Origin of the sequence: Ignatzschineria ureiclastica, from assembly GCF_003121845.1 — a bacterium.
GTDB lineage: Bacteria > Pseudomonadota > Gammaproteobacteria > Cardiobacteriales > Wohlfahrtiimonadaceae > Ignatzschineria > Ignatzschineria ureiclastica.
The window spans coordinates 452097-468265 of the sequence record NZ_QEWQ01000001.1; the positions used below are offsets into that span (position 1 = coordinate 452097).

28 protein-coding genes are annotated in these 16169 nt (G+C 40.3%); all 28 read right to left on the reverse strand.

The genetic code is table 11. The annotated features are described in order from the left end of the window. Positions 1 to 2 precede the first annotated feature (2 nt). The 28 genes from rpmJ to fdhD all read right to left on the reverse strand — a co-directional run bounded on the left by rpmJ (position 3) and on the right by fdhD (position 16151). Complete coding sequence (gene rpmJ / locus DC083_RS01820; protein WP_084331415.1) at positions 3 to 116, reverse strand: 50S ribosomal protein L36; 114 nt, start codon at positions 114 to 116, stop codon at positions 3 to 5. Between the two features lie 23 nt (positions 117 to 139). Beyond that, a complete protein-coding gene (gene secY, locus DC083_RS01825; protein ID WP_109188557.1) occupies positions 140 to 1564 on the reverse strand; it encodes a preprotein translocase subunit SecY in 1425 nt (474 codons plus the stop codon). 2 nt (positions 1565 to 1566) lie between these two features. Beyond that, positions 1567 to 2001, reverse strand: a complete 435-nt coding sequence (gene rplO, locus DC083_RS01830) for a 50S ribosomal protein L15 (protein WP_026878348.1) — start codon at positions 1999 to 2001, stop codon at positions 1567 to 1569. A gap of 14 nt (positions 2002 to 2015) precedes the next feature. Next, positions 2016 to 2198, reverse strand: coding sequence for a 50S ribosomal protein L30 (gene rpmD, locus DC083_RS01835; protein ID WP_026878347.1), 183 nt, complete (start codon positions 2196 to 2198; stop codon positions 2016 to 2018). A 3-nt stretch (positions 2199 to 2201) separates the two neighbouring features. After that, entirely contained in the window at positions 2202 to 2720 is a 519-nt protein-coding gene (rpsE, locus tag DC083_RS01840) for a 30S ribosomal protein S5 (protein ID WP_109188558.1), read from the reverse strand. Between the two features lie 15 nt (positions 2721 to 2735). Next, entirely contained in the window at positions 2736 to 3089 is a 354-nt protein-coding gene (gene rplR, locus DC083_RS01845) for a 50S ribosomal protein L18 (protein ID WP_109188559.1), read from the reverse strand. A gap of 9 nt (positions 3090 to 3098) precedes the next feature. Continuing rightward, positions 3099 to 3635 carry a 50S ribosomal protein L6 gene (gene rplF, locus DC083_RS01850; protein ID WP_109188560.1) on the reverse strand — a complete coding sequence of 179 codons (537 nt, stop codon included), beginning with the start codon at positions 3633 to 3635 and terminating at the stop codon, positions 3099 to 3101. A gap of 13 nt (positions 3636 to 3648) precedes the next feature. Continuing rightward, positions 3649 to 4047, reverse strand: a complete 399-nt coding sequence (rpsH, locus tag DC083_RS01855; RefSeq protein WP_109188561.1) for a 30S ribosomal protein S8 — start codon at positions 4045 to 4047, stop codon at positions 3649 to 3651. A gap of 11 nt (positions 4048 to 4058) precedes the next feature. Continuing rightward, positions 4059 to 4364, reverse strand: coding sequence for a 30S ribosomal protein S14 (rpsN, locus tag DC083_RS01860; protein WP_109188562.1), 306 nt, complete (start codon positions 4362 to 4364; stop codon positions 4059 to 4061). Between the two features lie 17 nt (positions 4365 to 4381). Further along, positions 4382 to 4924 (reverse strand): 50S ribosomal protein L5, encoded by a 543-nt coding sequence (rplE, locus tag DC083_RS01865; RefSeq protein WP_026878341.1) that lies wholly within the window; start codon positions 4922 to 4924, stop codon positions 4382 to 4384. Between the two features lie 195 nt (positions 4925 to 5119). Continuing rightward, positions 5120 to 5353, reverse strand: coding sequence for a 50S ribosomal protein L24 (gene rplX / locus DC083_RS01870; RefSeq protein ID WP_109188563.1), 234 nt, complete (start codon positions 5351 to 5353; stop codon positions 5120 to 5122). Positions 5354 to 5371: 18 nt separating this feature from the next. Further along, positions 5372 to 5740, reverse strand: a complete 369-nt coding sequence (gene rplN / locus DC083_RS01875; RefSeq protein ID WP_109188564.1) for a 50S ribosomal protein L14 — start codon at positions 5738 to 5740, stop codon at positions 5372 to 5374. A gap of 2 nt (positions 5741 to 5742) precedes the next feature. Further along, positions 5743 to 6012 carry a 30S ribosomal protein S17 gene (gene rpsQ, locus DC083_RS01880; protein WP_109188565.1) on the reverse strand — a complete coding sequence of 90 codons (270 nt, stop codon included), beginning with the start codon at positions 6010 to 6012 and terminating at the stop codon, positions 5743 to 5745. Beyond that, positions 6012 to 6221: a 50S ribosomal protein L29 gene (gene rpmC / locus DC083_RS01885; protein ID WP_026878338.1), complete on the reverse strand. Its 210-nt coding sequence runs from the start codon at positions 6219 to 6221 to the stop codon at positions 6012 to 6014. The genes rpsQ and rpmC overlap by 1 nt, the downstream gene beginning before the upstream one ends. A gap of 15 nt (positions 6222 to 6236) precedes the next feature. Next, positions 6237 to 6650 (reverse strand): 50S ribosomal protein L16, encoded by a 414-nt coding sequence (rplP, locus tag DC083_RS01890; RefSeq protein ID WP_026878337.1) that lies wholly within the window; start codon positions 6648 to 6650, stop codon positions 6237 to 6239. Positions 6651 to 6652: 2 nt separating this feature from the next. Continuing rightward, the gene (rpsC, locus tag DC083_RS01895; RefSeq protein ID WP_109188566.1) at positions 6653 to 7345 is read right to left on the reverse strand and encodes a 30S ribosomal protein S3; all 693 of its coding nucleotides are present in this window, start codon (positions 7343 to 7345) and stop codon (positions 6653 to 6655) included. 15 nt (positions 7346 to 7360) lie between these two features. After that, positions 7361 to 7693: a 50S ribosomal protein L22 gene (gene rplV / locus DC083_RS01900; RefSeq protein WP_109188567.1), complete on the reverse strand. Its 333-nt coding sequence runs from the start codon at positions 7691 to 7693 to the stop codon at positions 7361 to 7363. 14 nt (positions 7694 to 7707) lie between these two features. After that, complete coding sequence (gene rpsS / locus DC083_RS01905) at positions 7708 to 7980, reverse strand: 30S ribosomal protein S19 (RefSeq protein ID WP_026878334.1); 273 nt, start codon at positions 7978 to 7980, stop codon at positions 7708 to 7710. A gap of 23 nt (positions 7981 to 8003) precedes the next feature. Then, a complete protein-coding gene (gene rplB / locus DC083_RS01910; RefSeq protein ID WP_109188568.1) occupies positions 8004 to 8828 on the reverse strand; it encodes a 50S ribosomal protein L2 in 825 nt (274 codons plus the stop codon). After that, the gene (rplW, locus tag DC083_RS01915; RefSeq protein WP_109188569.1) at positions 8828 to 9136 is read right to left on the reverse strand and encodes a 50S ribosomal protein L23; all 309 of its coding nucleotides are present in this window, start codon (positions 9134 to 9136) and stop codon (positions 8828 to 8830) included. The genes rplB and rplW overlap by 1 nt, the downstream gene beginning before the upstream one ends. Then, entirely contained in the window at positions 9133 to 9741 is a 609-nt protein-coding gene (gene rplD, locus DC083_RS01920; RefSeq protein WP_109188570.1) for a 50S ribosomal protein L4, read from the reverse strand. Before rplD ends, rplW begins: the two co-directional genes overlap by 4 nt. Then, positions 9741 to 10394 carry a 50S ribosomal protein L3 gene (gene rplC, locus DC083_RS01925; RefSeq protein ID WP_026878330.1) on the reverse strand — a complete coding sequence of 218 codons (654 nt, stop codon included), beginning with the start codon at positions 10392 to 10394 and terminating at the stop codon, positions 9741 to 9743. Before rplC ends, rplD begins: the two co-directional genes overlap by 1 nt. Before the next feature lie 78 nt (positions 10395 to 10472). After that, the gene (rpsJ, locus tag DC083_RS01930) at positions 10473 to 10784 is read right to left on the reverse strand and encodes a 30S ribosomal protein S10 (protein ID WP_026878329.1); all 312 of its coding nucleotides are present in this window, start codon (positions 10782 to 10784) and stop codon (positions 10473 to 10475) included. A 53-nt stretch (positions 10785 to 10837) separates the two neighbouring features. After that, a complete protein-coding gene (tuf, locus tag DC083_RS01935; protein ID WP_109188571.1) occupies positions 10838 to 12028 on the reverse strand; it encodes an elongation factor Tu in 1191 nt (396 codons plus the stop codon). A gap of 119 nt (positions 12029 to 12147) precedes the next feature. Further along, positions 12148 to 14247 carry an elongation factor G gene (gene fusA, locus DC083_RS01940; RefSeq protein ID WP_109188572.1) on the reverse strand — a complete coding sequence of 700 codons (2100 nt, stop codon included), beginning with the start codon at positions 14245 to 14247 and terminating at the stop codon, positions 12148 to 12150. A 104-nt stretch (positions 14248 to 14351) separates the two neighbouring features. Continuing rightward, positions 14352 to 14822, reverse strand: coding sequence for a 30S ribosomal protein S7 (gene rpsG, locus DC083_RS01945; protein ID WP_026879365.1), 471 nt, complete (start codon positions 14820 to 14822; stop codon positions 14352 to 14354). 54 nt (positions 14823 to 14876) lie between these two features. Beyond that, a complete protein-coding gene (gene rpsL, locus DC083_RS01950) occupies positions 14877 to 15251 on the reverse strand; it encodes a 30S ribosomal protein S12 (protein WP_026879366.1) in 375 nt (124 codons plus the stop codon). Positions 15252 to 15359: 108 nt separating this feature from the next. Beyond that, entirely contained in the window at positions 15360 to 16151 is a 792-nt protein-coding gene (gene fdhD / locus DC083_RS01955) for a formate dehydrogenase accessory sulfurtransferase FdhD (RefSeq protein WP_109188573.1), read from the reverse strand. Positions 16152 to 16169: the final 18 nt, after the last annotated feature.

A 16169-nucleotide genomic window follows, 5' to 3' on the forward strand; every position in this document is an offset into this window, starting at 1 on the left:
TATTAGCCTTGACGTTGCTTATGACGACCATCTTCGCAAATAACTCTCACAACACCACTGCGTTTTACAATCTTACACTTGCGGCATATTTTCTTAACCGACGCTCTTACTTTCATTTACTTTACTCCAATTAATTTTATTAAAAGTTTGGTGGGGTACCATTCAATGCTGAACTAATGTTGGCTTTTTTCATTAAAGACTCATATTGCTGAGACATTAACAATGCTTGAATTTGTGTTACTAAATCCATAACCACAACTACTGCGATCAGAATAGAAGTACCACCAAAATACATCTGCACAGGACTGATGCCGTTGAATAGCTCAGGTAATAAACAGATAATCGTAATATAGAGAGATCCCCACAATGTAATACGCGTTAATACTCTATCTAAATATTGCGATGTATGAATACCTGGTCTAATCCCGGGAATAAATCCACCATTTTTCTTAAGATTCTCAGCGGTTTCTTTAGAATTAAACTGAAGAGCCGTATAGAAGAAACAGAAGAAGATGATGAGCGCTGCGAATAAAATCATATAGGCAGGCTGTCCAATGGAGAAGTATTTTACTCCATAAAATCCGAGCTTATTAAGTGTCAAGGATACATAATAGCTAAAGCTCCCCCAAAGCCCTGTATCCGCGTCAGTCAATTCAGGCACGTTAATTTTGCTTAAACCAGTACTAATTGTATAAACAAAAGATAGGAATGCCGAACCGAAGATTGCAGGAATTACACCTGACATATTGAGTTTTAATGGTAAATGATTCGTTTGGTTCCCCAAAGACATCATTCTACCTTGCTGACGTCTTGCATATTGGATTGTGATTCTGCGTTGTCCTCTTTCGATGAAGACAATGGCAAAGATAACAGCAAAAACCAATAAGAATAGAACAACAAGGAGTAACCACATTGCGCCACCTTGGGTGGTAGCAGTTTCAAATAGGAAAGCAACCGATGAAGGAATACCCATAAGGATACTTGCAAAGATGATCATTGAAATACCATTACCAATTCCTCTTTCTGTAATCTGCTCTCCTAGCCACACCAAGAACATTGTTCCTGTGACAAGCGTTAAAGTGGAGAGAGAGACGAAAAGGACTGGCGGAATCACAACGAGTTCAGCGTTTACAAACCCACCGTTCATAATTGCAATAGAATAGACAACTCCTTGTACTAGACCAAATGCAATCGTCATATAGCGAGTGTACTGCGTCATTTTACGACGACCTGCTTCCCCTTCTTTCTTCAACTGCTCTAATGGTGAATACACCACTGATAACAACTGAATGACAATCGATGCTGTAATGTAAGGCATAACACCTAACATAAAGACCGACATTTTCTCGAATGCACCACCCGAGAAGAGATTAATCATTGCAGATATACCACCTTGCTGACCTTGCTGTTCCATTACTTGTGATAATGTCACAGCATCGATACCTGGCAATGTGATATAGACACCAATTCTATAAACAACTAATGCCAAGACTAAAAACCATAGTCTTGACAAAAGTCCCGAAAAACGTCCGAGGTTACTAGCCCCTATTTGATTTTTTTGCATATTTACTCTTCAACAGAGCCGCCAGCAGCCTCGATAGCAGCCTTAGCCCCTTTAGTAACACTAATACCTTTCAAGGTGATTGCTTTATTGATCTCACCTGAAAGCATAACTTTAGCACGAGTATATTTTGCTGAGATTAGATTGCTTTCAATCAATGATGCAAAAGTGACTTCATTGCCCGCTACTTTGTTAAGTGCTGATAAAGGCACTTCCACTGTAACTAGACCAATTCTAGAGTTAAAGCCCACTTTTGGCAATCTTCTTTGTAGAGGTTGTTGACCACCCTCAAACCCAACTTTGTGATATCCACCAGATCTAGAATGTTGACCTTTATGACCGCGACCTGCAGTTTTACCGAGGCCTGAACCACAACCACGTCCTACACGGCGTCTATTAGTCTTACTTCCAAATGCAGGTTTTAATGTATTTAATTTCATTGTTATACCAATCCCTACTGTTCTACTTTAAGTAAGTAAGCTACTTTGTTAATCATCCCCATATTTTCAGGTGTATTTAACACCTCAACTGTATGATGAAGACGTCTTAAACCTAAGCCTCTAACACAATCACGATGTGATTGTAAGCGACTATTAGTGCTCTTTACAAGAGTGACTTTAATCGTTTTCTGCGTCATAACTTACCCTCTGATCTCTTCGACAGTTTTACCGCGTTTAGCAGCAATCTCTTCAGGTGTTAACATCGCGCTTAATCCTTTGATTGTTGCTTGAACAACGTTCACAGGATTACGAGAGTTTTGACATTTTGCAAGTACATCTTTTACACCCGCAACTTCAAATACTGCACGCATCGCACCACCGGCAATTACCCCTGTACCTTCTGATGCTGGTTGCATATAAACACGAGCAGCATTATGTGTACCAGTTACAGAGTATTGTAATGTACCACCATTCAGTGAAACATTTTTAATATTTCTTTTTGCTTGTTCAATTGATTTCTTGATAGCAACAGGTACTTCTTTTGCTTTCGCATAGCCGTAACCTACTTTACCATTACCATCACCCACAACTGTTAGTGCAGCAAAAGCAAATTGTCTACCACCTTTTACTGTTTTAGAAACTCGATTAACAGTTACAAGCTTCTCTTGATAGCCATCACTTGCTACAGCTACATTTTGATTTTCAACTTTTGTAGTCATCTATTTCCTTCCTTATTAAAACTCTAATCCAGCTTCTCTAGCTGCATCTGCTAGAGCTTTAACGCGGCCATGATACTTAAATCCAGAACGATCAAAAGCAACATTTTTAATACCAGCTGCTTGCGCTTTTGCTGCAATGTCTTTACCTACTGCAATCGCTGCTTCAACATTACCAGTACCTTTAACTTGTGATTTAACATCAGCAATTAAAGTTGAGCTTGCAACTAAAACTTTGTTCTCAACGCCACTAATAATTTGCGCATAGATATGTCTTGGAGTTCTGTGAACAGTTAAACGATCAACCTTTAACTCTCTCATTTTGATACGAGCCTTAAGGCTTCTTCTGTATCTTGCATCTCTTTTTTTCATTGTTCTCACCTATTTTTTCTTAACTTCTTTCAATGAAACAACTTCATCTGAGTAACGAACACCCTTACCTTTATATGGTTCTGGTGGACGATATGCTCTGATCTTAGCTGCAACTTGACCCACTGCTTGCTTATCAACACCTTTAATCACAATTTCAGTTTGTGTAGGCGTCTCACAAGTTACACCTTCAGGCATAGCGTGAGCGATAGGATGAGAGAAACCAAGAGTAAGATTAAGCGTTGCACCTTGTGCTTGCGCTCTGTAACCAACACCATTAAGAATAAGTTTTCTCTCAAAACCTTGAGATACACCTACTACTAAGTTGTTTACTAATGAACGCATAGTACCGGCAATAGCATAACTACCTTTGCTTTGTACCAAATCTGGAACGATTTCTAATTCATTCCCTTCTTGTTTAATTCCTACTGATGAATGCAATTGTAAATCATGCTCACCTTTAGGACCTTTTGCTTTTACGTTATTACCAGAGATTGTGACTTCAACACCCGCTGGCACAGTAATAATCTGCTTAGCTACACGTGACATCCGAACCTCCTAATTAAGCAACAACGCAGATTACTTCACCACCGAGCGACAAAGATCTCGCTTTATGGTCAGTCATCATGCCTTGTGAAGTTGAAACAATAGCAATACCCAAACCACCTAAAATTTGTGGAAGACTGTGTTTATCACGATAAACACGAAGACTTGGTTTACTAACTCTTTCGATACGCTCAATAACTGGCTTACCTTGATAATATTTCAACGCAAGAACAAGCTTCTTATCAGACACTTTCTCACCCGTTGTTTTAATATCAGCAATATAGCCTTCTTCAAGAAGTACGTTTGCAATAGATTGTTTTAAGTTAGAGAATGGAATCTCTACTTCTGTTTTTTCAGATATTTGTGCATTACGAATGCGAGTCAACATATCTGAAATAGGATCGTGCATACTCATTAATAATTCTCCTACCAACTAGATTTTCTTAAGCCAGGAATATCACCACGCATAGTGATTTCTCTTAACTTGTTACGACCAAGACCAAACTTACGATAAACACCATGTGGTCTACCTGTAATGCTACAACGTCTACGACGTCTAGATGGAGAAGAATCTCTTGGTAACTTCTGTAATGCTACTACCGCAGTCTCTTTCTCTTCTGCTGTAGCATCTGCACTAATAATAATTTTCTTTAATTGTTCGCGTTTCGCAGCGTATTTTGCAACTAATTTTGCACGCTTTTTCTCGCGATTAACCATTGATACTTTAGCCATAATATCCTGCTTTATAATTAATTACGAAATGGGAAGTTGAAAGCACTAAGAAGCGCTTTTGCTTCTTTATCAGTTTTTGCTGTTGTCGCGATACTAATATCCATACCACGTACTGCATCAACTTTTTCATATTCGATTTCAGGGAAAACGATCTGTTCTTTAATACCAAAGTTATAGTTACCGCGACCATCAAAAGAACGAGCGCTTACACCACGGAAATCTCTTACGCGTGGTAAAGAGATATTGATCAAACGATCTAAAAACTCATACATTGTTGTACGACGAAGTGTTACACGGCAACCTACAGGCCAACCATCACGAATTTTAAATCCAGCAACAGATTTTCTAGACAACGTTACTTGCGCTTGTTGACCAGAGATAGCAGTCATTTCTGCAACTGCAAAATCCATCACTTTTTTATCGAGAACGGCTTCACCAACACCCATATTTAATGAGATTTTAGTGATTTTAGGTACTTCCATAGGATTAGTGTAGCCAAACTCTTCAATGAGCTTTGGAACTACAACTTCATCATAATATTGCTTTAATCTTGCTTTCATGATATTCCTCAATGCCTAACGGATATGTCTTTTAACGCGATACATCCTATTGGACACAGTAATTATTTATAAAATGAGCTGGCTATGATACCAAAAGCATCGAGAATAGCCAACTTTTTTTACACTATGTTTTAAAATCTAATAAAGAGCATCTATATTAATTTCTCAATCATTACAGATACTCTATCTAGATTTTTATTTTGAAGCTTCAGGACTGTGAAGTTTAACGTTTGAAATGTCGATAAAAGACTCTTGCTCAACACGACCACCTTCAATCCCTAACTGAGGATTAGGTTTTACATGTTTGATTACTCTGTTAGCGCCAGCTACTTTTACACGACCGTCTTTAACTTCTAATACAGTACCGCGATGCCCTTTACTATTTCCGGTAATTACTACAACTTCATCACCTTTACGAATCTTTGCCATATTTAAAAAACCTCTTGACTAGATAACTTCAGGTGCAAGCGAAATAATTCTCATAAACTTATCACCACGTAACTCACGAGTTACTGGGCCAAAGATACGAGTTCCGATTGGATCCAAGTTATTATTAAGAAGAACTGCAGCATTACCATCAAACTTGATCAAAGATCCATCTTGACGACGAACACCTTTACGAGTTCTTACAACAACTGCATTGTACACGTCACCTTTCTTCGCACGTCCACGAGGAATTGCTTCTTTTACAGAAACTTTAATAACATCTCCAACGGTTGCATAGCGACGATGTGAACCACCAAGAACTTTGATACACATTACTTTACGTGCACCAGAGTTATCAGCAACATCTAAAACTGTTTGCATCTGAATCATTATTAACCCCTCGCTTCTTCAACGACGCGTACTAAGTCCCAAGTCTTTTTCTTAGAAATAGGACGCACTTGTTTGATCTCTACGACATCACCAATATTACATGTATTCGCTTCATCATGCGCATAGAACTTAGTTGAGCGTTTTACATACTTTTGATATTTAGGATGCTTAACTAATCTTTCTACATATACAGTAATGGTTTTATCACTTTTATTTGAAACTACTGTACCGATCACAGTACGAGCATGTTGTTGTTCAATAGCAGTAGTCATTATTTACCACCCTCTTCTTTTTCACCAAGTACTGTGTTAATTCTCGCGATTTCTCTACGAGACTCTTTGAACTGGTGAGACTTCTCGAGCTGACCAGTTGCTTTTTGCATACGAAGGTTAAATAAACCACGTTGCAATTGAAGTTTTTCTTCTCTTAACTCATTAACAGACTTCTCTCTTAATTGAGTTGCTTTAGATACTTTACTCATGAATACCCTCACCTATTAAAGAACTGTACGTTCAGCAAACGCTGTTTTAACAGATAGCTTTGCAGAAGCAAGTCTAAATGCTTCACGAGCAACAGTTTCCGTGACACCTTCAATTTCAAAAAGTACACGACCTGGTTGAACTTTTGCTACCCAGTATTCAACGTTACCCTTACCACTACCCATCCGGACTTCTAATGGTTTACCAGTAATTGGCACATCAGGAAATACACGAATATAAACTTTACCACCACGACGGATATAACGAGTAATCGCACGACGTGCTGCCTCGATTTCACGAGCATTGATGCGTCCATTTTCAGTAGATTTTAATCCGAACTCGCCAAAATCTACTTTATTACCTGCTGCCGCAACCCCACGGTTACGACCTTTACGCATTTTTCTAAATTTAGTACGTTTTGGTTGCAACATGATTACTCACCTTTCCTTCTTCTGTTTCTTTTCTTAGGTGCCGCTTCTTCCTGCTCTACTGCAAGGTAATCAAATACTTCACCTTTGTAGATCCAGACTTTAACACCCAAGATACCATAAGTTGTTAACGCTTCAGCTGTTCCGTAGTCGATATCCGCACGGAATGTATGCAATGGCACACGACCTTCACGATACCACTCAGCACGTGCAATTTCAGCACCGTTTAAACGACCTGATACATTTACACGAATCCCTTCAGCACCTAAACGCATAGTATTTGTTACAGCACGGCGCATTGCACGTCTGAACATTACACGGCGCTCTAATTGTTGCGCGATACCTTCAGCAACAAGATATGCATCTAATTCAGGTTTTCTGATCTCTTGAATAAGAACATGTACAGGACAACCCATGATTTTAGAAAGTTCTTTGCGAAGTACTTCGATGTCTTCACCTTTCTTACCAATCACAACACCAGGTCTAGCTGTATGAATAACAACTTGTGCAGACTTTGATGGACGGCTGATATGAATTTTAGAAACCGCAGCACCTGCTAATTTCTTTCTCAAATACTCTCTAACTCTAAAGTCAGATTCAATAAACTCAGGGAAGGCTTTAGAATCCGCGTACCAACGCGAATTCCAGTCTTTTGAGATCCCTAAGCGTATACCGGTTGGATTTACTTTTTGACCCATTTTGACTTACTCCTATTAAGCTTCAGCAACGACTACAGTGATATGACTGGTCTTCTTGAGGATGCGGTCACCACGGCCTTTAGCACGTGCACGCATTCTTTTAAGAAGAGGACCCTCATCAACCATAATTGTTTTCACAAATAGGTTATCGATGTCTGCTCCAAAGTTATTCTCAGCATTATCCATTGATGAAATTAATACTTTACGAATTAAACCTGCAGCTTTTTTATCACTGAATTGTAATAAAGTAAGTGCACGATCAACAGGTAACCCACGTACCTGATCTGCAACTAAGCGCGCTTTCTGAGGAGAAATTCGCGCATTGCGGTGTATTGCTCTGCTTTCCATAATATATCTCCTTATTAACGTGCTTTTTTATCTGCAGCATGACCACGATAAGTACGAGTAAGTGCAAACTCACCTAACTTATGACCAATCATGTTTTCAGTAATTAAAATCGGCACATGAATTTTGCCGTTATGAACAGCAATTGTAAGTCCAATCATTTCCGGAAGGATCATTGAGCGACGAGACCAAGTCTTGATAGGACGACGGTTGTTTGACGCTACTGCTTCATCTACTTTCTTTTGTAGATGATGATCGATAAATGGACCTTTCTTTATAGAACGTGGCATATTTTACCCTTTATTCGATGTAATTATTTAGTACGACGGCGAACAATATATTTACTTGTGCGCTTATTAGTACGTGTTTTATAACCTTTAGTTGGTTGACCCCAAGGCGTTACAGGATGTCTACCACCTGATGAACGACCTTCACCACCACCATGAGGATGGTCTACCGGGTTCATTGCCGCACCACGAGTTTGTGGACGAACACCTAACCAACGTTTTGCACCTGCTTTACCAAGTACGCGAAGGCTATGTTCACCATTACTCACTGTACCAATTGTCGCTTTACAATCAGAGAGAACTTTACGAATCTCACCTGAACGAAGACGCAATGTTGAATATGCACCCTCTTTTGCAATTAACTGTACAGATGCACCAGCAGAACGTGCAAGTTGCGCGCCTTTACCTGGCTTCATTTCCACACAGTGAACAGTAGTACCGATCGGAATATTACGAAGTGGAAGTGAGTTACCTGCTCTAATAGGCGCATTCGAACCTGCAAACAGTACATCACCTACTTCTACTTTTTGTGGCGCAATAATATAACGACGCTCACCATCCACATAGCAAAGTAATGCAATATGTGCAGTACGATTTGGATCGTATTCGATACGCTCAACTTTCGCTGGGATATTCTCTTTATCACGTTTAAAGTCAATTAAACGATAGTGCTGTTTATGACCACCACCGCGATGACGAGAGGTAATTCTACCATCATTATTACGACCACCAGTGCTGTGCTGACTTGCTAAAAGCGGTGCATAAGGTTTACCTTTGTGCAAACCTGGAGTAACAACTTGAATTAACCCGCGACGGCCCGGTGAAGTTGGTTTTGCTTTTTTTATACTCATTACATATCACCTAAAAAATCAATTTCATCTTCCCCGTCAGCAAGAGTAACGTAAGCTTTCTTCCAATCTTGCTTGACACCCATATGACGACCAAATGATTTGCGCTTACCTTTTTGATTAAGCACAGTTACTTTCGCGACTTTACGATTGAATAGTAATTCAACTGCATCAGCAATCTCTTTCTTATTCGCATCTTTTAATACACGAAAAGTTACTTCACCATTAAGCTCTTCTTGGCGTGCTGTTTTTTCAGACGCATGAGGAGCAATGATCACTTTCATTAATCTTTCTTTAACATTTAGACTCATGCTAACCACTCCTTAACTGCAACAAGCGCCTGTTTAGTCATTACCACTTTATCAAAACGCACTAGGCTAACCGGATCAATCGCTTCAACATCAAGCAAAAGAACATGTGGAACATTTCTTGCACTTAGGTATAAAGGAAAATCTACCGCTTCCGTGACTATTAACACGCTTCTACTTTCAATATTTAAGCCCGCAAGCTTCTCAATGAACGCTTTTGTTTTAGGCTCAGCTACTGTGAAATCTTCCACAACAACTAATCTTTCACTTCTAATTAACTCAGAAAGAATGTTAAGCATTCCCGCTTTATACATTTTCTTGTTAATTTTTTGACTCCAATTTTGTGGCTTAGCAGCAAAAGTTACACCACCGCCTCTCCAAATTGGGTTACGTTTACTACCAGCACGAGCACGACCCGTTCCTTTTTGTCTCCAAGGTTTAGCAGTACTTCCTGCTACCTCTGAACGTGTTTTTTGTGCACGTGTACCAGCTCTACCACCTGCTTGATACGCAGTTACAACTTGATGAACCAATGCTTCGTTGAAATCACGAGCAAATTGCGCTTCATCTAATTCAACTGGAGATCCGCCAATTACTTGAATTTCCATTACGCCTTACCTCTTTTCACTTTAATTGCAGGAGACACAACAACATCTGACCCCTTAGATCCTGGGACAGCACCCTTAATGAGAAGTAAGTTGCGCTCTGTATCTACGCCAACGATTTCAAGGTTTTGAGCTGTTCTGCGAACTGCACCCATATGCCCTGACATTTTTTTGCCTTTGAAAACACGACCAGGATCCTGACATTGACCAATTGATCCAGGAACACGATGTGACAATGAGTTACCATGCGTATTACGTTGACCAGCAAAGTTATGACGTTTAATTGTACCAGCGAAACCTTTACCTTGTGTAATACCTGAAACGTCGACTTTTTGTCCCGCTTCAAATAATTCTACAGTTAACTTTTGTGCAATTTCAAACTCAGCAACTTGTGTTGCATCAAGACGGAACTCCCAAAGCGAACGGCTTGAAGTAATTCCTGCTTTAGCAAAATGACCATCTAATGATTTTTTCTTTTTGCTTGAGTATTGAGGACCATGCGCGACTTGAATTGCGCTGTAGCCATCGACATTTTCTGTTTTAATTTGAGCAATTTCATTGTTTTCGATTTGCACAACAGTCACTGCTAGTGAGCGACCATCTTCACCAAAAACTCTACTCATTCCGAGTTTTTTTCCGATTAATCCTACTGCCATTTTAATAACCTCAATTAAATAATAATAAAAACGAGAGGAAGGTTGGCGACCTTCATCGCGGACAAACCCCTTTAGGAATTACCCTAAACGAATTTGCACATCCACACCAGCAGCTAAGTCAAGCTTCATTAAAGCATCCACTGTCTTATCTGTTGGATTTACGATATCCATAAGTCTCTTATGGGTTCTTAACTCATATTGATCACGCGCATCTTTATTTACATGCGGTGAAGTCAATACAGTGAAGATTTCACGTTTGATAGGTAAAGGAATAGGACCTTTAACCTGCGCACCAGTGCGCTTAGCTGTTTCAACAATCTCTTTAGCTGACTGATCGATTAAACGATAGTCAAATGCTTTAAGGCGAATTCTAATTCTTTGATTATCCATACTACTCTCATTTTAAAAATCCTAGGCTCAAAAAGAGCCTAGGAAAAAATTAATTATGCAATAACTTTAGCTACAACGCCCGCACCAACGGTACGACCACCTTCACGAATTGCGAAACGTAAACCTTCATCCATAGCGATTGGGTTAATCAACTCAACAACCATTTTCACGTTATCGCCAGGCATAACCATTTCTACGCCTTCAGGTAACTCAACTGAACCAGTTACGTCTGTAGTACGGAAATAGAATTGTGGACGGTAACCTTTGAAGAATGGAGTATGACGACCACCTTCTTCTTTAGAAAGAACGTATACTTCTGCTTCAAATTTTGTATGTGGCTTGATTGAACCTGGTTTTGCTAATACTTGACCACGTTCAACATCTTCACGTTTAGTACCACGAAGAAGAACACCTACGTTATCCCCTGCTTGACCTTGATCAAGAAGTTTACGGAACATCTCAACACCTGTACAGGTTGTTTTTTGTGTAGGACGGATACCAACGATCTCTAACTCTTCACCAGTCTTAACAACACCAGTCTCAACACGGCCAGTTACAACTGTACCACGACCTGAGATTGAGAATACATCTTCGATTGGCATAAGGAAAGGCTTGTCGATTTGACGCTCTGGAAGTGGAATCCAGCTATCAAGCGCATCAAGTAATTTTTTGATTGCAGGTACACCAATCTCAGACTCATCGCCTTCAATTGCTTTAAGTGCTGAACCTACGATTACTGGAGTATCATCGCCAGGGAATTCATACGCATCAAGAAGTTCACGAACTTCCATCTCAACTAATTCGATTAACTCAGCATCATCAACCATATCTGCTTTGTTTAAGAACACAACAATATATGGAACGCCTACTTGGCGAGATAAAAGGATGTGCTCACGAGTTTGTGGCATAGGACCATCTGCAGCTGAACAAACAAGAATTGCGCCGTCCATTTGTGCCGCACCAGTGATCATGTTTTTAACATAGTCAGCATGCCCTGGGCAGTCAACGTGCGCATAATGGCGTAATGGTGATTCATATTCTACGTGAGAAGTAGAGATTGTAATACCACGTTCTCTCTCTTCTGGCGCATTATCGATCTGATCGTATGCACGAACATTCGCACCTGAAGACTCATTACCCACTTTAGTTAAAGCAGCTGTTAAAGTAGTTTTACCATGGTCAACGTGACCAATTGTACCGACGTTTACGTGCGGTTTATTACGACTAAAAGTTTCCTTTGACATATTCTAATACCCCAATTTTTTAAAGAGCTAAAAACAAGCTCTACATTATAGAGCTTGTCTCTTAGATTGCAAACTATTATTTCAACTAATTGTTTTTTAGAGCGACTAACTCTTAAAAATTAGTCTTTTTTGCTTGCGTTAATAATTGATTCTGCAACATTATTAGGAGTTTGTTGATATTTCAAGAACTCCATAGAGTATGTTGCACGACCTTGAGTTGATGAACGAAGTGCAGTTGCATAACCGAACATTTCTGATAATGGAACTTCTGCACGGATCAATTTTGAACCATATGCATCATCGATACCTTGAAGGTTACCGCGACGACGATTCAAGTCACCCATTACATCACCCATATACTCTTCAGGCGTTTCAACTTCCACTTTCATTACAGGCTCAAGCAATACTGGACCTGCTTTCTGCACACCATTCTTGAAGCCCATAGAACCAGCGATTTTAAACGCCATCTCACTTGAGTCAACATCATGGTATGAACCATCATAAAGTGTTACTTTTACATCTTCGATTGGATATCCCGCGATAACACCATTAGCCATCTGCTCTTGGATACCTTTATCAACCGCAGGGATATATTCTCTTGGAACCACACCACCTACGATCTCATCAATGAACTCATAACCTTTACCAAGCTCTTGCGGCTCGATACGCAACCAAACATGACCGAACTGACCACGACCACCTGATTGACGAACAAATTTACCCTCAGCTTCAACCGCTTTAGTAATCGTTTCACGATAAGCAACTTGAGGAGCACCAACACCACACTCAACTTTAAACTCACGCTTCATACGGTCAACGATAATATCCAAGTGAAGTTCACCCATACCACCGATAATTGTTTGACCTGACTCTTCATCAGTTCTTACACGGAAAGATGGATCTTCTTGCGCTAAGCGAGAAAGTGCAAGACCCATTTTTTCTTGGTCAGCTTTTGTTTTTGGCTCGATCGCAACAAAGATTACTGGCTCTGGGAATTCCATACGCTCAAGTGTAATTTGATCTTTCTGATCACAAAGTGTATCACCCGTAATCACATCTTTAAGACCAACCATCGCAGCGATATCCCCTGCACGGATCTCATCAATCTCTTCACGAGAGTTTGAATGCATCTGCAATAGACGACCTACACGCTCACGCTTACCTTTTACAGGGTTATAAACATGATCACCTGATTTAATAACACCAGAATAAACACGCACGAACGTTAAGTTACCTACAAACGGGTCATTCGCTAATTTAAACGCTAGCGCAGAGAAAGGTTCATCATCAGACGAAACACGCACTCCAGGCTCACCATCTGGCAACACACCCGCAATATCTTTTACTTCTGTTGGTGATGGAAGATAATAAATCACATCATCAAGAAGCGCTTGAACACCTTTATTTTTGAATGCAGAACCACAGCATACAGGCACTAATTCTGACGCAAGCGTACGAGCACGAAGACCTTGACGAATCTCTTCTTCAGTCAATTCACCTTCTTCAAGGTATTTATCCATTAACTCTTCGCTTGATTCAGCCGCTGCTTCTACCATTTTTGAACGATAGTTTTCAGCATCTGCAAGAAGATCTGCAGGAATTTCACGCTCTTCGAACGTCATCCCCATATCTTCTTCATTCCAGTAGATTGCTTTCATTGTTACTAAGTCAATCACACCTTCAAATTTATCTTCAGCACCGATTGGAATTTGGATCGGCACGGCATTCGCACGTAAGCGCTCTTTCATCTGGCTTACAACACGGAAGAAGTCAGCACCAGTACGGTCCATTTTGTTTACAAATGCAATTCTTGGTACTGCATATTTGTTTGCTTGACGCCATACAGTTTCAGATTGTGGCTGAACACCACCCACTGAACAGTAAACCATTACCGCACCATCTAATACACGCATTGAACGCTCAACTTCGATTGTGAAGTCAACGTGCCCCGGAGTATCGATAAGATTGATACGATGCTCTTGGAATTGTTGTTTCATTCCTTTCCACGAACAAGTTGTTGCAGCTGAGGTAATAGTAATACCACGCTCTTGCTCTTGAGCCATCCAGTCCATTGTTGCAGTACCATCATGAGTTTCCCCAATACGGTGATTTTTACCTGTATAGAATAGAATACGCTCAGAAGTCGTAGTCTTTCCTGCATCGATGTGAGCACTGATACCGATATTACGATATCGATCAATAGGCATAGTACGAGCCATAATTAAAATCCTTCTTTATAAATTCAATTTTTTCTTTAAACAACAAATGCGGTGACCCATTATAGATGAGCACCGCAGTTGCATAAACAAATTCTGTAAATTTCTTACCAGCGGAAATGTGAGAACGCCTTGTTTGCTTCTGCCATACGGTGCATATCTTCTCTTTTTCTCACCGCAGCACCACGATTCTCAAGGGCATCTAAAATTTCAGCACCCATACGACGAACCATTGATTTTTCAGAACGTTTTCTAGCCGCATCTACCATCCAGCGCATAGCTAAGGCATCACGTCTTGTGGCACGAACCTCTACAGGAACCTGATAAGTTGCACCACCAACACGTCTTGACTTAACTTCAACTTTTGGTCGAACATTTTCTAAAGCCTGCTCTAAGGCTTCAACAGGATTTTCGTGGCCTTTCTCTTTAACGATATCTAATGCGCCATACATGATTCGCTCAGCGATCGATTTCTTACCAGAAACCATCACCATATTAATAAACTTCGCAAGCATTACATCGCCATACATTGCATCAGGCAAAATCTCGCGTTTTGGGACTTCTCTTCTTCTAGACATGAGATACTCTCAATAAATACTAAATCCAATCTTAACTAAAATCACCAAGCTTGATTAAGCTTTAGGCTTCTTAGCACCATATTTTGAACGACCTTTACGGCGTTTATCAACACCTTGTGAGTCCAATGCACCACGAACAACGTGATAACGAACCCCTGGAAGGTCTTTTACTCTTCCACCACGTACTAAAACAACACTGTGCTCTTGTAAGTTATGGCCTTCACCACCGATGTAGCTAGACACTTCATATCCGTTAGTTAAACGAACACGACATACTTTACGCATAGCAGAGTTAGGTTTTTTAGGTGTTGCTGTATAAACCCTTGTACACACTCCACGACGTTGAGGTGAACCCTCAAGTGCAGGAACGTCAGATTTATCAGCTTTCGTTCCGCGCGGACGGCGGATTAACTGATTAACTGTTACCATTAAATCTAAATCCTTGCTTAAAACATGAGTTATAAAAATAACAAAAAACGTAATTACCCCTCAGTTACCCTAGGGGATACGAGATAGTATAATTAATCACCATTTCTGTCAACCTTGATAGAGATTAATTTTACCCACTCGACTAAAAGCAGCGAGCTTTAAATTCATCTCACGCGCTAAATCAATGGCCATAGATGTGGGCGCTGACATTGTCACCAATAGTCCCACTCGCGCAGCAACAGCTTTCTGTATCATTTCAAAACTTGCCCGAGAAGTGGTCAAGATAAAACCCGTTTTAGGATCGATATTCTGTTGTATCATCGCACCTATCAGCTTATCGAGCGCGACATGCCGGCCAACATCTTCCCGCATCAATATAATTACGCCATCACTTGCGACGAAGAAAGCGGCATGCGCCCCACCCGTCTTTTGATTCATAACCTGCGTATCCATAGCATCACCTAACGCTTTATCAATCGCAATTTCACTGATTTTAAAATCAAAGTCTATAGGCTTTTGCTCTCTCACTACATCAGTCAATGTATCTAAACCACAGATGCCACATCCTGTCCGGGCACTCATCTGCCGTTTTCTCCCCTCAATACGCGACATACAAAGAGGTGTAACCTCAACGCGCGCTTCAATTCCTAGTGGCTTAGGGTGAATATCGATAGAACGAATATCATCCCGACTCATGACTATCCCTTCGGTTAGCGAAAATCCATAGATAAAATCTATCAAATCTTGTGGCGTACACATAATTACCACATGAGGCATACCATTATAAATAAGCGATACTGGACGCTCTATTAACACGTCATCTTCCACCACCCGCCACTCTCCAGCGCGATACCGCTGAACATTGACTGTTTCAAAAAAAGCCGTTTTATCTTTTGTCATTTAATCCCTCATTTACCT

Bases quoted from the DNA above. Each gene is read 5' to 3' on its own strand.
- rpmJ (WP_084331415.1), bottom strand. From the start codon at position 116: ATGAAAGTAAGAGCGTCGGTTAAGAAAATATGCCGCAAGTGTAAGATT.
- secY (WP_109188557.1), bottom strand. From the start codon at position 1,564: ATGCAAAAAAATCAAATAGGGGCTAGTAACCTCGGACGTTTTTCGGGA.
- rplO (WP_026878348.1), bottom strand. From the start codon at position 2,001: ATGAAATTAAATACATTAAAACCTGCATTTGGAAGTAAGACTAATAGA.
- rpmD (WP_026878347.1), bottom strand. From the start codon at position 2,198: ATGACGCAGAAAACGATTAAAGTCACTCTTGTAAAGAGCACTAATAGT.
- rpsE (WP_109188558.1), bottom strand. From the start codon at position 2,720: ATGACTACAAAAGTTGAAAATCAAAATGTAGCTGTAGCAAGTGATGGC.
- rplR (WP_109188559.1), bottom strand. From the start codon at position 3,089: ATGAAAAAAAGAGATGCAAGATACAGAAGAAGCCTTAAGGCTCGTATC.
- rplF (WP_109188560.1), bottom strand. From the start codon at position 3,635: ATGTCACGTGTAGCTAAGCAGATTATTACTGTGCCAGCGGGTGTTGAA.
- rpsH (WP_109188561.1), bottom strand. From the start codon at position 4,047: ATGAGTATGCACGATCCTATTTCAGATATGTTGACTCGCATTCGTAAT.
- rpsN (WP_109188562.1), bottom strand. From the start codon at position 4,364: ATGGCTAAAGTATCAATGGTTAATCGCGAGAAAAAGCGTGCAAAATTA.
- rplE (WP_026878341.1), bottom strand. From the start codon at position 4,924: ATGAAAGCAAGATTAAAGCAATATTATGATGAAGTTGTAGTTCCAAAG.
- rplX (WP_109188563.1), bottom strand. From the start codon at position 5,353: ATGGCAAAGATTCGTAAAGGTGATGAAGTTGTAGTAATTACCGGAAAT.
- rplN (WP_109188564.1), bottom strand. From the start codon at position 5,740: ATGATTCAGATGCAAACAGTTTTAGATGTTGCTGATAACTCTGGTGCA.
- rpsQ (WP_109188565.1), bottom strand. From the start codon at position 6,012: ATGACTACTGCTATTGAACAACAACATGCTCGTACTGTGATCGGTACA.
- rpmC (WP_026878338.1), bottom strand. From the start codon at position 6,221: ATGAGTAAAGTATCTAAAGCAACTCAATTAAGAGAGAAGTCTGTTAAT.
- rplP (WP_026878337.1), bottom strand. From the start codon at position 6,650: ATGTTGCAACCAAAACGTACTAAATTTAGAAAAATGCGTAAAGGTCGT.
- rpsC (WP_109188566.1), bottom strand. From the start codon at position 7,345: ATGGGTCAAAAAGTAAATCCAACCGGTATACGCTTAGGGATCTCAAAA.
- rplV (WP_109188567.1), bottom strand. From the start codon at position 7,693: ATGGAAAGCAGAGCAATACACCGCAATGCGCGAATTTCTCCTCAGAAA.
- rpsS (WP_026878334.1), bottom strand. From the start codon at position 7,980: ATGCCACGTTCTATAAAGAAAGGTCCATTTATCGATCATCATCTACAA.
- rplB (WP_109188568.1), bottom strand. From the start codon at position 8,828: ATGAGTATAAAAAAAGCAAAACCAACTTCACCGGGCCGTCGCGGGTTA.
- rplW (WP_109188569.1), bottom strand. From the start codon at position 9,136: ATGAGTCTAAATGTTAAAGAAAGATTAATGAAAGTGATCATTGCTCCT.
- rplD (WP_109188570.1), bottom strand. From the start codon at position 9,741: ATGGAAATTCAAGTAATTGGCGGATCTCCAGTTGAATTAGATGAAGCG.
- rplC (WP_026878330.1), bottom strand. From the start codon at position 10,394: ATGGCAGTAGGATTAATCGGAAAAAAACTCGGAATGAGTAGAGTTTTT.
- rpsJ (WP_026878329.1), bottom strand. From the start codon at position 10,784: ATGGATAATCAAAGAATTAGAATTCGCCTTAAAGCATTTGACTATCGT.
- tuf (WP_109188571.1), bottom strand. From the start codon at position 12,028: ATGTCAAAGGAAACTTTTAGTCGTAATAAACCGCACGTAAACGTCGGT.
- fusA (WP_109188572.1), bottom strand. From the start codon at position 14,247: ATGGCTCGTACTATGCCTATTGATCGATATCGTAATATCGGTATCAGT.
- rpsG (WP_026879365.1), bottom strand. From the start codon at position 14,822: ATGTCTAGAAGAAGAGAAGTCCCAAAACGCGAGATTTTGCCTGATGCA.
- rpsL (WP_026879366.1), bottom strand. From the start codon at position 15,251: ATGGTAACAGTTAATCAGTTAATCCGCCGTCCGCGCGGAACGAAAGCT.
- fdhD (WP_109188573.1), bottom strand. From the start codon at position 16,151: ATGACAAAAGATAAAACGGCTTTTTTTGAAACAGTCAATGTTCAGCGG.